The 14053-nt window shown below is 46.7% G+C and carries 12 protein-coding genes and 1 pseudogene; 11 read left to right on the forward strand and 2 right to left on the reverse strand.

Annotated features, from left to right (window positions below; all coding sequences use genetic code 11):
- Positions 1-25 precede the first annotated feature (25 nt).
- From DC345_RS00290 to DC345_RS00300, 3 genes are all read left to right on the forward strand, one after another.
- Positions 26-1612, forward strand: a complete 1587-nt coding sequence (locus DC345_RS00290; RefSeq protein ID WP_258530448.1) for a nucleotide sugar dehydrogenase — start codon at positions 26-28, stop codon at positions 1610-1612.
- Entirely contained in the window at positions 1599-2357 is a 759-nt protein-coding gene (locus tag DC345_RS00295) for a class I SAM-dependent methyltransferase (RefSeq protein ID WP_113051411.1), read from the forward strand. Before DC345_RS00290 ends, DC345_RS00295 begins: the two co-directional genes overlap by 14 nt.
- Before the next feature lie 146 nt (positions 2358-2503).
- Positions 2504-3658, forward strand: a complete 1155-nt coding sequence (locus DC345_RS00300) for a glycosyltransferase (protein ID WP_258530410.1) — start codon at positions 2504-2506, stop codon at positions 3656-3658.
- Positions 3659-3738: 80 nt separating this feature from the next.
- On the opposite strand, the gene DC345_RS00305 is transcribed toward DC345_RS00300, so the two are convergent.
- A complete protein-coding gene (locus DC345_RS00305; protein ID WP_113051412.1) occupies positions 3739-4260 on the reverse strand; it encodes a DUF5412 family protein in 522 nt (173 codons plus the stop codon).
- Positions 4261-4437: 177 nt separating this feature from the next.
- On the opposite strand from DC345_RS00305, the pseudogene DC345_RS00310 reads away from it, so the two are divergent.
- The 6 genes and pseudogenes from DC345_RS00310 to DC345_RS00335 all read left to right on the forward strand — a co-directional run.
- Positions 4438-4767 (forward strand): annotated as a pseudogene (locus DC345_RS00310) (Rpn family recombination-promoting nuclease/putative transposase); the annotation flags it as partial.
- Between the two features lie 342 nt (positions 4768-5109).
- Positions 5110-6990, forward strand: a complete 1881-nt coding sequence (gene recQ, locus DC345_RS00315; protein ID WP_099855197.1) for a DNA helicase RecQ — start codon at positions 5110-5112, stop codon at positions 6988-6990.
- Between the two features lie 425 nt (positions 6991-7415).
- A complete protein-coding gene (locus DC345_RS00320; protein ID WP_113051413.1) occupies positions 7416-9452 on the forward strand; it encodes a B12-binding domain-containing radical SAM protein in 2037 nt (678 codons plus the stop codon).
- Positions 9453-9690: 238 nt separating this feature from the next.
- Positions 9691-10863 (forward strand): site-specific tyrosine recombinase/integron integrase, encoded by a 1173-nt coding sequence (xerA, locus tag DC345_RS00325; protein ID WP_258530411.1) that lies wholly within the window; start codon positions 9691-9693, stop codon positions 10861-10863.
- A 143-nt stretch (positions 10864-11006) separates the two neighbouring features.
- On the forward strand, positions 11007-11249 hold the full coding sequence (locus tag DC345_RS00330; RefSeq protein WP_113051414.1) for a hypothetical protein: 243 nt from the start codon (positions 11007-11009) through the stop codon (positions 11247-11249).
- Positions 11250-11627 carry a retropepsin-like aspartic protease gene (locus DC345_RS00335; RefSeq protein WP_113051415.1) on the forward strand — a complete coding sequence of 126 codons (378 nt, stop codon included), beginning with the start codon at positions 11250-11252 and terminating at the stop codon, positions 11625-11627. It begins immediately after the preceding gene.
- A gap of 182 nt (positions 11628-11809) precedes the next feature.
- Here the strand turns inward: DC345_RS00335 and DC345_RS32020 are convergent, their stop codons facing one another.
- Positions 11810-12097 carry a hypothetical protein gene (locus tag DC345_RS32020; protein WP_113051416.1) on the reverse strand — a complete coding sequence of 96 codons (288 nt, stop codon included), beginning with the start codon at positions 12095-12097 and terminating at the stop codon, positions 11810-11812.
- 171 nt (positions 12098-12268) lie between these two features.
- On the opposite strand from DC345_RS32020, the gene DC345_RS00345 reads away from it, so the two are divergent.
- Together DC345_RS00345 and DC345_RS00350 are read left to right on the forward strand one after the other, a co-directional pair.
- On the forward strand, positions 12269-12472 hold the full coding sequence (locus DC345_RS00345) for a helix-turn-helix domain-containing protein (RefSeq protein ID WP_036670472.1): 204 nt from the start codon (positions 12269-12271) through the stop codon (positions 12470-12472).
- A gap of 275 nt (positions 12473-12747) precedes the next feature.
- Positions 12748-13590, forward strand: a complete 843-nt coding sequence (locus DC345_RS00350; RefSeq protein WP_113051417.1) for a hypothetical protein — start codon at positions 12748-12750, stop codon at positions 13588-13590.
- Positions 13591-14053 lie beyond the last annotated feature (463 nt).

The raw sequence follows: 14053 nt of genomic DNA on the forward strand, positions 1-14053 counted from the left end.
TAGAAGGGAGGCGGACCGTTTGGAGGTGGAAGGAATGGTAGAGGGCAGCAAGCACGAAGGGAATAAGGAAACAGAGGAACGTACCACGCTTCAAAACATAAACAACCGCTCCCTGAAAGCCGCCGTCATTGGTCTTGGGTATGTCGGGTTACCGATGGCGGTGGAGATGGCACAGGCTGGGTATCAGGTGCAAGGAATTGACATCGATGGGGCGAAAGTGGCTAAGCTGCGTGCCGGGAAATCGTACGTGATCGGCATTGAGGATAAGGTTGTGCAATCCCTTGCTCAGGCTGGATTATTGATGGCGGGGACCGATTTCGCAGCGGTAGGGCAGGCGGATGTGATTGTTATCTGTGTGCCTACGCCTTTGACTGCGGAGCACCAGCCGGACATTTCATTTATCGCTGCAGCAGTGGATGGGATAACGCCTTATCTTCAGGAGGACTGCCTTGTCATTTTGGAGAGTACTACGTATCCCGGCACCACCGAGGAGCGTGTGAAGCAGCCAATCGAAGCTGCAAAAGGGTGGAAAGTAGGGCAGCAGTTCCATGTCTGTTATTCTCCAGAACGGGTAGATCCCGGAAGTGTGCATTACGGGGTGAAAAATACACCGAAGATCATTGGCGGCTCCACGCCAGCCTGTCTATCCTATGGAAAAGCATTCTACGGTTCGTTCCTGAACGAGATCGTTCCCGTCAGTTCAACGACAGTGGCGGAGACGGCAAAGTTGTTCGAAAATACGTTTCGCAGCGTGAACATCGCACTCGTGAACGAACTGACACCTGCCTGTGAGCAAATGGGTGTGAACATCTGGGAGGTGCTGGACGCCGCAGCAACCAAGCCGTTCGGTTATATGCCGTTTTATCCGGGTCCGGGCATTGGTGGACACTGCATTCCAATTGACCCGATCTATCTGTCCTGGGCCGCAGGCCGTCAGGGATCAGAGCTGCAATTCATTTCGCTTGCAGATGCGACCAATCGGCAAATGCCGGAAAGAGTAGTAAAGCGTGCCGCAGAGCTGCTCCAACAGAACGGTTCGTCGATGCAGGGAGCCCGAATTGTGCTGGCAGGTATGGCGTACAAAAAAGATATCGATGACTTACGTGAATCTCCAGCGCTGGATGTCTATAGACTGCTTCGTGAAGAAGGGGCAGACGTGGTCTTTACCGATCCAATGGTGTCTGTGTTCCGCAAGGATGATGGCACGGTTGCCCAGGCTCAACCGGCATCACCAGCATTATGGGCAGGGGCGGATCTGGTCATCATTACGACGGATCATACGGGCTTTGACTATCAGGAGATGGCGGATCATGCCAAACTGATCTTTGACACACGCAATGCGACAGCTGGATGTGTGGGTGGAAATATCGTGGTGCTTGGACAGCCGATTCGGTCGAATATGAACGTGGTGCAGGACGTTAAGGAAGAACATAAAATACAAATTCACGAAAACATGCGAGTGTCTCGGACGAAGGATGGGGAAAAGCAAGGACACACCGAATCTATCCAGTCAGACAATGAGGCAAATGTTAAAACACACATTGAACCGACCATCCAACCAACCAATGAACACTCGCAGGAAGATTCGGGAGGCAGCCATGGCAAATCATGACCGAGTGAGCGAACGTTATTATGGTGAGATCAATTCGGAGGAATCGCACGAAGCCACACGTACCCGTGTTCACTGGATGTGCCGCGAAGCAACAGGCAAACGAATTCTGGATGTCGGATGCAGTCAGGGCATCACTTCCATTTTGCTGGCGCGTGAAGGGTTTCGTGTTACAGGTATTGATCTGGAGGAAGAAAGTATCCGGTATGCACAGGGAGAGCTCGCCAAAGAGTCCAGACCTGTTCGAAGCAATGTCAATTTTCGGATGCTGGACATTACGCAATGGAAAGTAAAGACCACCTTTGACACCGTGTTGCTTGGAGAAGTTCTGGAGCATTTTGCCCATCCAGAGACGTTATTGATCCAAATTCATCGGCTGCTGCAAGAGGAAGGAACCCTGATTGTAACTGTTCCGTACGGTTACCATCCGTTCTATGATCACAAGCAAACGTTCTATGCAGGAAACCTGGCGATGTGTCTGATGCCGTATTTTGAAGTCTTGAAGCTGGAAGTTCATCATAAATATCTATGTTGCGTGGCACGCAAAAGACGGAAAACGCAGCTTCATATGTCACCCACTCTTAATCAGCTGACAGAATGGATGGAGCTGGATCATGTGCATTTTGCCGAGGTGGAGCAACAGCATCTGCGCGTCATGAAGCAGCGCAAAAAGGCGTTGGACAGTGCGGTGGAGCAGGTTAAACGGCTGCGTTTTCAGGATAATGGGGCGGGAAATGTAGAAGCGTAATGGATGGAAGTTGGATGAAGTTGAAGCATGAGAATGAAGGCCAGGGATGAGAAGGCAAGAAAGGAAGAAAAGTGATAAGTAGAAAAAAAGCATGGATATAACACAACTATAGTAATGAGCGTGTATGACAGGAAGGGGGCGAAAACGTGATCACCATCAGTCTGTGTATGATTGTGAAGAACGAACAACGCACACTTGCGCGCTGTCTTGATTCGGTCGCCAGCATCGCGGACGAAATCGTTATTGTAGATACCGGTTCATCCGATCGTACCATGGAGATTGCTGCGCAATATACCGACCGGGTCTACACGTATGAATGGAAGGATGATTTCGCCGCAGCGCGGAATTATTCATTCGATCTGGCCACACAGGAATATATCCTGTGGCTGGATGCGGATGATGTGATGCTGCCCGCGGAACGGGCGAAGCTTGAAAGGCTGAAGCAGCAGCTTCCGTCCGGCGGTGAGACGGCGGCTGTGATCCTGGGCTATACGCTGGCCGAGGGGCCGGAGGGAAGTCCGCTCGTGACGGACCGACGGTTGCGCCTCGTCAAGCGGGAAGCGGGATGCCGCTGGCATGGCCGGCTGCACGAGCAGTTAGGCTTCCCGCGGAGCGGTGTCATTACGGCAGATATTGCCGTCACGCACCGCCGCGAAGCGGGTCATCATTCGGCGCGAAACGTGCGTATCCTGCGCAAATGGATCGCCGAAGAGGGCGCAGCCCAGGGACGCCTGCTGTTCTATTATGCAGGCGAATGTTACGACCGCCAGCGTTATGCGGCGGCGGTTCGGGCGTACGAGAAGCTGCTGCTGGAGCCGAGCGGTTATCGCGAGGATCGGCTCATCGCCTGCGCACGGCTGGCGGAATGTTATGAGCGGCTTGGCGAGCCGGACCGGAAGCTGGGTGCACTGCTGCAGTCCTTTCAATTCGACCTGCCGCATGCCGACTTCTGCTGCGCCATCGCTGCCTGTTTCCAGGAGCGGCAGGAGCTGGTCTCCGCCATCTACTGGTATATGCAAGCGCTCGATGTCAGCAGCCGCGACCCGGGTCTTCGTCCCATGCCTGCGGCATGCCGCACATGGCTGCCCCACGCAAGGCTCTCCCTTTGCTACGCTCACATGGGAAACTGGGAGCACGCGCTTCTGCATAACAGCAAAGCAAGGGAGTATCTGCCAAATGACCCCGGCCTGCTCGCCAATTCGCAGAAGCTTGAAGCGGTGGTGAGTAAGGGGAACAGTGTGCCGAAAGAGAAAGAGAAAGAGAAAGAGAAAGAGAAAGAGAAAGAGAAAGAGAAAGAGTAGTGTTGATCTGATCTAGAGGTGGAAGAAGAGCAGCCCCGCTTGCCATGAGAGTCGGCGAGCGGGGCTGCTTATTTGTGTTTTTATTTTTCAGGTGCCAGGCATCGAACGTACTGGTCCTTCATGCGCAGGCTTTGGCATGCCCAGCCCCAGCCGTCGTAGATTTCTTCATCGATGTTTAGCGTAATGGTTTCATCTACATACTCATTCCAGTTTTCGATTTGGAGGGTATTTTCACTTTTCCATTCCAAATGGTTATGTCCATGATACTCGGCGCGATATATGTTTTTTACGGTAGAATCATTCGGATCATTCGTTTTTTTTACATCCACCCAGATTGTGACTCCACCTGCCCCACCACCATAGGGCACACCGTAAATCTCGGCGGTATATTCTCCGTTTCTTGAAGGCATGGAGTAGCTCAAATCTCCTTGTTCGGAACGATCAAACGTGGAGAAGTAAGGGCGAAGCCAGAAATACAGGAATACAGCTGCAAACAGGACAAAAATCAATATCGAAAATGTGGTGAATATCGGGTGTCGGCGTATCCACGATTTTGGTGGTGAGATGTTTGAAGAGTCAATAGCATGTGCATGTTGTTTCATAATAAGTTCAACCTCCTTTATGAGGTGCGAATTTGATATGTATTTAGGATCTTTTCTATAGTAAATCATTCATTGATGATATCATATTGATGATTGAAATTAATAACAAATAAGTGAAATAATTCTAGTTGTAATGGGGAATTTGATCTTATTTAAAGTAGAATAATTTGTAAAGCTTTGATTAACTGGCTTTTGTTCCTGAAGGGTGCTGACAAATCTAACTGGGAGGCGCTGCAAATGAATGAACCTACATTGAAGAAAGCGATGGATACGCTGGAGTTTCTGAGTCAAGATCGTGAGGCGCGTCGCTTGTATGAAGAACGGCAGAAGTATTTGCATGATGAAGCCTCGATGATTGAATGGGCTACGGAAAAGGGATTAGTGGAAGGTGAAAAAAGAAAGGCAATTGAAATAGATAAAAATATGCTTTCATTCGGCATTGAAGTTTCAATCATTGCCAAAACGAGTGGTCTAACGGAATCTGAGGTTGAGTCGCTAAAAGATTAGCAAATGAACTTTAAATCCAAACAATCGTCTTGTCCCCAAAAGGGCAGGCGGTTGTTTTTTTATTTTACTGGAATGCTCAATCACACCTGATTCTACTTGCTTTCTTTCCGATCACTTAGGTGATGCCGTTGTTATACATTTGCCAAAGATCGTTTTACAGTAAAACGCGGTTGCTCATTCGGGGCTGGGCCGTTAAACTAAAGGGAGCGGCGTTTGCTTGACGGACAAGTCATGAGAACGCCATTTTGTTGTCAAGGATGCGGTATACACTGCTTTCGGATGTCAGAATCGGATCGGACCAAGCTGGTGGAAGAACACCGGTGATAAGTAAGGAGTCTTTACATGAGTGTGCAAACACCTACATTAGAAGAAGCGCAGGGTCTCCTGCAAAAATATTATGGCTACCCCGACTTCCGTGAGGGACAGAAAAAGATCGTAGCCAGCCTGCTCGAACGTGAAGATACACTGGGCATTATGCCAACCGGGGGCGGGAAATCGATCTGTTATCAGATCCCCGCTTTGTTATATTCGGGATTGACGCTTGTCGTCTCCCCGTTGATATCGCTTATGAAGGACCAGGTCGATGCACTGACCACGGCTGGTATTGCAGCCGCCTATATTAATAGTACGCTCAGCGGCAAAGAAGTGAATGATCGCATCCGGGCGGCGCAGCGCGGTGAGCTGAAGCTGCTCTATGTCGCGCCTGAGCGACTGGAGCTGGATTGGTTCCGCGAGGAGATGGGCTATTTGCCAATCTCTTGCGTTGCTGTGGATGAGGCCCACTGTGTGTCGCAGTGGGGGCATGATTTTCGGACAAGCTACCTGGCGGTAGCGCCGTTTGTGGACAGTTTGCCGGAGCGGCCGGTGGTTGCGGCCTTTACGGCTACAGCGACGCCCGAGGTCATGGGGGATATTCTGCGGCTGCTGCGTTTGCAGGACCCGCAGACATATGTGACCGGACTTGGGCGGGATAATCTGGCGTTCAGCGTGCTGCGCGGCGAGAGCAAAAAAGACTTTGTCCTGAATTACGCGCGCGAGCACGCCAGCGAGCCGGGTATTGTGTACGCCGCGACCCGTAAGGACGTGGACGATCTGCATCAACGTTTGCTGCAGGCGGGATTGCCAGCAGGACGTTATCATGCCGGGATGACGGACGATGAACGGGCCCAGAGCCAGGAAGCTTTTTTGTACGATGATATCCGGGTGATGGTGGCGACCAATGCGTTCGGGATGGGAATTGATAAATCGAACGTACGTTACGTTATTCATAACAGCATGCCGAAAAACATGGAAGCATATGTGCAGGAAGCCGGTCGTGCGGGACGGGACGGAGAGCCGAGCCAGTGCATTTTGTTATTCGGGGCACAGGATATTATCACCCAGAAGTTCCTGATCGAGCAGAACCCGATGGAGGGTGACCGCAAACAGAACGATTACCGGAAGCTGCAACAGATGGTGGACTACTGTTACACGACGCGCTGTCTGCGCAGTGCACAGCTGGATTATTTCGGTGAGGTGCATGAGGACAAGCCGTGCGGCATTTGCAGTTCATGTACGGACGACCGTGAGCTGGTGGATATGACGATTGATGCGCAGAAAATATTCAGCTGCATTCACCGCATGCGTGAACGATATGGTGTATCGCTGGTTGCTTCGGTGCTCAAAGGCTCCCGTGCCAAAAAAGTGCTCGATTACGGCTTCAACTCCCTGCCAACGTACGGCGTGATGGGTAATCGCACGGAACGTGAGATCGCCGAAATCATCAACGTCATGGTTTCCGAAGGCTATCTGATGTTATCCGAGGGGCAGTATCCGGTTGTTCGTTTGCAGCCACTGGCGGTGGAAGTGCTCAAAGGTCAGCGTGAAGTGATGCAGCGGGTAGTGCGCAAGACGGCGGCGACGGCTTCGGGTACGAACTATGGCGGACGTCGCGGACGCGATGCGATGCCATCTGCGGTTAACGAGACGGTATTTGAGCAGCTGCGTCTGATCCGTCGTGATCTGGCGGCGAAAGAACATGTGCCATCGTACATTATTTTCAATGATGCGACCTTGCGCGAGATGAGTGTGGTATGTCCACAGACAGAACGTGACATGCTGGATATTAAAGGGGTCGGTGAGGTCAAGTACCGCAAGTATGGGCTGCCTTTCCTTGAGTTTTTCCAGAAGCAAACGGGCGAAGACGTGGATACGGATGACGATGCGTTTTACGAGTATGAGTGAGTGTGGAATTTGAATTATGAATTGTTGGCAGTAAGATGTGGATAACGAATCGTGAATGAAACGCGAATGAGGTCTTTTACAAGTTGAAGTTGGATGTAATGTCTCTGTGTTGTGGACAAAAGACAGCGGATTGTCTTTCAAAGGGTGGACATTGGCGTAAGCAATGGCTGACAGTAGCGTATACAGTATGTAGTTTGATTAAATGGATTTGATACTGTATGTTGTGCTTTGGTTTTGCAGGGGCGTATATGTCTTTTTCAAAAGAGTGTCCACTCTTTGAAAGACAAAAGTTGGATATGTCCATGTGACATGGAATGGCTATCAAAAGAGGTTTGCATGAACAGCGTCCGGGGCCGGATGGATGGCTGCGCAGCTTTCCTTTTACCAAAAATATGGTCTGGGTGTCCAGGCAAAGGTTGTGAACCATGAAGGTTATTCTTTCTACATTAAATGCAAAGTACATCCATACCTCTTTGGCCTTGCGGTGTCTGAAGGCGTATAGTGAGAAGGATTTTGATATTGAGCTGGCCGAGTATACGATCAAGGACCCGGTGATGAATATTGTGTCTGATCTGTACCAGCGCGGTGCTGACATTATCGGGTTCTCGTGTTACATCTGGAACATTGAAGAGACGATCAAGGTCATTGATATTTTGAAAAAGGTTATGCCTGAGGTGAAAATTCTGCTCGGCGGGCCGGAAGTGTCCTACGACACGGAATATTGGATGAACCGGATTCCCAATGTCGATTTCATCGTGATGGGTGAAGGGGAAGAGACGCTGCATCAGCTTTTGACGGAGCTGGAGGGGGACAAGAAGTTCCACTTCGTATATGGACTGGCGTATCGCAAAGGGGAAGAAGTCATTCTCATGCCAGGACGGCCAAAAGCGGATCTGAATGATCTGCCGTCACCGCACCGATTTGAAGAGGATATCCCGGAGCTTGGGAAAAGGGTTGTATATTTTGAGACTAGTCGGGGCTGTCCGTTTAGTTGTCAGTTCTGTCTATCCAGTATTGAGGTCGGCGTGCGATATTACGATATTGAGAGGACAAAGTCGGACATTCTGTACCTGATTGAGAAGGGTGCGAAGCTGATCAAGTTTGTGGACCGGACATTTAACATCAAGCGGGATTATGCGCTCGAAATGTTCAAATTCCTGATCGAGAATCATCAGGGGACGGTATTCCAGTTTGAAATTACGGCGGATATTATGCGTCCCGAGGTACTGGACTATCTGGCAGAGAATGCGCCTCCGGGCACATTCCGATTCGAAATTGGGGTTCAGTCCACGAATGATCCAACGAATGAACTGGTGAAACGCCGCCAGAACTTCTCGAAGCTGAGTCGTACCGTGAACAAGGTGAAGGCCAGCGGCAAAATCGACCAGCATCTGGATCTCATCGCCGGACTGCCGGAGGAAGATTACAATACGTTCCGCAAGACGTTTAACGATGTATTTGCCCTAGGACCGGAAGAGTTACAGCTCGGTTTCCTCAAAATGCTTCGTGGTACCGGTCTGCGTCTGGATGCGGAGAAGTACAACTACACGTATATGGATCACGCGCCATATGAGATTCTGGGCAGTGACGTGCTGCCGTTCAGCGACATCGTGCGCCTGAAGCGGCTGGAGGATGTACTGGAGAAATACTGGAACGCACATCGGATGGACCATACGCTGAAGTATCTGATGGAGCAGGAGTTCGATTCGCCATTTGATTTCTTCCAGGCGTTCGGGGATTATTGGGAGGGTCAAGGCTGGCAGAAGATCGGTCACCAGCTGGAGGATTTATTCACCCGTCTGCACGGGTTCTTGGAGTCGCGGAACACGCCGCATATGGATATCGTGCTTGGCCTGATGAAGCTGGATTATTTCCTCGGCCACAAGTACAAACCACGCAAAATCTGGTGGGAAGATCCGCTCCAGAAAGACCAGTGGGCGGGTTATATGAAAACGTTGGCTGAACGTCCGGAAGACGTTCGCCTGCCGCGCGTTGCCGGTGCCACAGGCATGGCATGGCTGGAAAGCAGCGGCACGAGTGCAACTGCCGCTGGGGCAAGTTCGGCTGCTGCCGGGGAAGACTCTGCCGCGGATGCGGCGGGTATGATCGGCAGCGATGGCGCAGCGTCGCTCCCTGCGGGCGACGCAACAGGGTCCGCCGCGGATGGAGCGGCGGACGGGGTGGACGGCAACGCTTCGCGTGCGTTGCCGATGACCTCGGCCATGACCGCACAGACGGTCATGGGTGCCCGTGCTTTCGCCGACCTTGGTCTCGGCGAAAAGGAACTGCAGAAGCACACCGTACTGGATGTGCTTCCGTTCCGGCTTGAGCGTGTGCTAGCTGGTGCCAGCCCACTTGCCGCGAAAGGTCGGACGCTGCTGGTCGTGGTATACCAGCAGCATGAAGGGCAGCAGGCGCAGTATTACACGCTGCCGCTGGGAGAAGAAGCCGCTGCAATGTAGGTGCAGCGGCATTGGAGAGCTGCATGGCCGATGGCTGCATGCAGTGGGGGAAGCACCATGGCTTTGCCGTTCTGGTGCAACAACAGTGAGCACCGCGGTTAACCTTTTTTCAAAACATATATGTTCCGAAAGCATCGGAAGGTCGTCTGATTCCCTAGTGGATGAAGAAGGGCCTTCCTTTTTGTTTTTCCGAATTTGGTTCAAAAACATAACCTATCCAAACGAAGGAGAGTTTCCTATGAATAAATATGCTACAGCTGAAAAGGCGATTACCATAACTAAAGGTTCCGCTGAGTTACTGCACATTCATATCCCATATAACCTTGCATATATTGAACGGATTCGTCGAATTAAGGGCAGAACGTGGGAAGCCAAACAAAAAGTTTGGATCATCCCCTACACCATAGCTGCTCTTCAGGAGTTCATGAATCAATTTAATCCTGATGACGTTCTGATTACCCCAGAGTTGTGGGTTGAAAATGAGAATTTACAGCAGTGGAAAGCTAGTAAGGCAAACCATCCATGGAGCAAAGATCCGTTACAGAAGGCATTAAAGTTACGAGGATACAGCCGCAAAACGATTAAAGCATATTGTAATCAGGTCGAACGTTTTCTGAGTAACTGCCAACTTGAAAGTACAGCCGTGACTACTTCTGTAGTTCAGACGTACTGTTTAAATTTGCTTGAGCGAGGGATCTCTCATTCCAGTGTGAACCAGACAATTAGCGCAATTCGCTTCTACTGCCAGCACATACTCCATCATCCTACAGATATCCAGTATATTCGTCCCAAGAAGCAGACCAAGCTGCCACAAGTGTTGTCCGAAAAAGAAGTTGCTAAATTGCTCACATCCGTAACTAATCTCAAGCATAAAACGATTCTTTTTCTCACGTATTCATCTGGTCTTCGTGTAGGTGAAGTCGTTCGTCTTCGATGCAGCGATTTGGATATTGAGCGTCAGACCCTTATTGTAAGGCAGGGAAAAGGTCAGAAGGATCGGAGAACAATCCTATCGAGCCTAGCGTGGGATATGGTGCAGAAATACATCACTGAATATAGACCAACTCGTTGGCTCTTTCCAGGGCAATCTTCTGATCGGCATCTTACGGAGCGGAGTGTTCAGAAGGTTTTTGAAGAAGCTAGACAACGCGCAGGCATTGACAAAAAGGTTAGTATTCATGTCTTGAGGCACTCTTTTGCTACTCATTTGTTGGAAAACGGAACAGACCTGCGCTATATTCAGGAACTACTTGGTCACACGAGTGCACGAACAACACAGCGATATACCCATGTTAGTACGAAAATATTCAGCGTATTCAGAGTCCATTGGATCGTTTGGATTTGGGAGATTGAGTGCTTCAATAAATCTCCCTTTTTCACCAAATTTTTCTTCGCAAATACTACACCATAGGTTATCATAGACGTAGTTCGGATATCAGGCGGGATCTGTGGTATTTACGAAGTACATAAATTAGATGTTAAGTGAAATTCCAATGAGAGTCATAGGTCTATAAAATGGTATAATATAACCATCAAAAAAGGGGAGGGACAGTGATGAAATGGCAAGAAGTTCAACAGATTTTTCCGAATCAATTTGTGAAATTTGAAGTTCTTCATTCCGAAGAAACAGATAATCAAGAAATCATTGAGGATGTAGCCGTAATTGGTCCGATCAGTGATGAAGAAGCGACTCGCGAATTATTGAATAGTAGAGATAAAACGCTGGTTTATCATACTTCCAAAGATCAAGTCGTAGTGCAGGTACGGAAAAATATAGGATTAAGGAGAAGTCTTTAAATGAATATTGAATATCGAGACGGACTGTTATTTACGGAAATAACAGTCCATTTTAATAAGCAAAAGAAAGTGATATCGAACATCGTGATCGATACAGGAGCCAGTCATAGCTTGATTTCACATGATGAAGTAGATGAGATCGGGATACAAGTGAGTATGGACGATGAAATTATAACTAGCTACGGAATTGGAGGTAAAGAGCATGCCTTTAGTAAGAAAATCGAGGGCATACAGGTAGGCGATTTTATTTTAAAAGATGTATACATCGATTTTACTTCATATAAATATCACAACATTAATGGACTTTTGGGGCTTGATGTACTCACTGAAGGAAAATTTAATATCGATTTAAAGGCGTTTAAATTACTTCGTTCATAAGAGATAAAGAAGATAAGAAATTGAATAAGTGATTCGATGAAGACTGGAACATCACTTAACAATATATTCACGCTACGGACATTCGTCCTTGATCCGGCATTCGCCGGACACCCGACTGCGTCAGGTCGTGAATACAGGAACGTTATACGACAGAATCAAATGAAAAGAGAGCTGTTTGGCTCTCAAGTAGAAGTTATATTTAATTCATTATGTAATTGAAGAGCGTCCTTAAAACCTTGTAAGTAGATTTCGCGTTCTAGGATTGTTTGAACAGAAAGGTCTGCATCATCATAAAGAAATAGAGTTTTATGCATATTCTGAGGTAGAAGTTCATGTAACTGTTTGAAGTAAAGATTCCGATCGGATGAGAATTGATTATAGATGGAGTTGTTCTTGAGAAGATCGCTATATAAAGCTTCAATTCGATTTCGAATCAATGAATCAAGTAAGACTTCTAAAGAATTGTGCATGAATGATCACCGTCCGTTATATTTTATTTTACGAACAAAAATTTAACTTATTGAATATTATTTTATCATAATGAAATTTATAGTCAAGACATATCAAAGATATTTTTGATTAAGGAAATATACTTTCATATAATTAAAGAAAAATTCAATTCGGATATGAAGGGATACCAGATGATAAGTTATAAACCTTTTCAAAAATTATTGATCGACAGGGAAATTAAGAAACAGGACTTATTGAAAATAACGGGGATTTCATCGGCTACGATGGCAAAACTTAATACAAATGAGTACGTGTCATTAGAGGTAATTGATAAATTATGTACAGCATTGGGATGCCAGCCTGGCGATTTATTGGAGCATATAGCAGATCAATGATGGGATGAGAACATATGTTGGTTACTCAAAGATGTGATTACGTCGTATAGCATAATATTCAAACAGCGGCTCCTCACACAGCCTTGGTCTGCTGGATGGATTTCGAGGCAGAATTTCAGCAGACAACCCCTAGAGGGGTTCATGAATACAGGAACGTTATCGGAAATTCACTTTTAATGATAATCAACCTGTTTTATAAAGGATTAGTGAGGCTAATGTCTTTAGCGAATTATTGTTATAAATTTAAAAATATTTAATATAGGAGGAAAAATAAAATGGAAGAAAAAGCTGTATGGGCAGAACCTGAAAATTTCATGATGGTATTCCGGTGTACAACCCAGAAATATGCTGAAAATTTTCTTAATAATGGAGAAATCAAATTTAGTACGCCAAGTTCATGGGTGAAGTACGCTTTTGAAAAAGGAGAAGGACGCGGAGATAAGTTAGAGGGTACAATGGCAACTTTTCATGTGCTTGATATTGAACGAGGAGTTGAATTAAATCAAAAATACGAAAAATATACTGACTTATTACGAGTTCCAATCGGACAACATGTTTATTTAAAGAGTTCTCGTAATATGGAATTGCCATGTTTTTGCCTTTATATTTTAAAGCAAAGTATGTTTGATTGTCCAGAGGAAGAAGGAAAGCATAGATTAACAACAATGATACCAGACTCCTATTTCAAAGACTTTATGGACAACCTTGATCCTGAAGAAGTAGAGAAATTGGATGAAAAGGATAGACCTTCAGTTATTTTTATACATGACTATAAAGAGTTTGAAAAAAGAATTATTTCTTCTTTAATGGCGTTGGGTCTAGAACGAGAAGAAATAATCGTATCACGCGTATCTTATTTTGATTTTGATAAATATGGTGAATATGGGTGGTGGGATTTTGGGCAAAGAATGCCTAATGAATTGACTATAAAACATACAAGATTCGAGAATCAAAGTGAAGCTAGAATAATTATAAATACAGATAATGAAAAAGTTAAAAAGATTTTAGAAAGACCTATTGAGATTGGTTCATTGAATGATATAGCGACAGTAAGCAATACTTATCTTCATGGAGGAATGTCAGTAGAGATAACAGTGGATGTAGAAGCATTAGAATAAGTAGTCGTAATGTATTTAGATAATGAATCTAACATATCATCATCTAAAAGCATCATGAAGTTTACTTTGTTATTAAAGTTATAATGCTAATTCACAGAAGAAATAAACATCCGATAACATAATATTCACGCTGCGGGCAATACGCCCTGGATTCGGCATCCGCCGAACACCCGACATGCGTCGGGTCGTGAATACAGGAACGTTATCGGAACAGACTTGCAATGGGATTAAAAACCCAGAATGAATCGGATAAAAGGATTGAAAGATTAAACATAGATAAAATAAGATCAAAAGACATTGCAGGACAAAAGCAACTTTAAGAATCGGATTGAAAAGGTCAAGTTACATTCAGAAGATTTAAAGAGATTAAAGTACAAAGTACATATTAAAGATGAAGACCAATGAAAGTCAAAGGACATAAAAAACCATAGAACAATGAAATTCCAAAAACACATAAAAACTG

The organism is Paenibacillus taichungensis, from assembly GCF_003287275.1.
Lineage (GTDB): Bacteria > Bacillota > Bacilli > Paenibacillales > Paenibacillaceae > Paenibacillus > Paenibacillus taichungensis_A.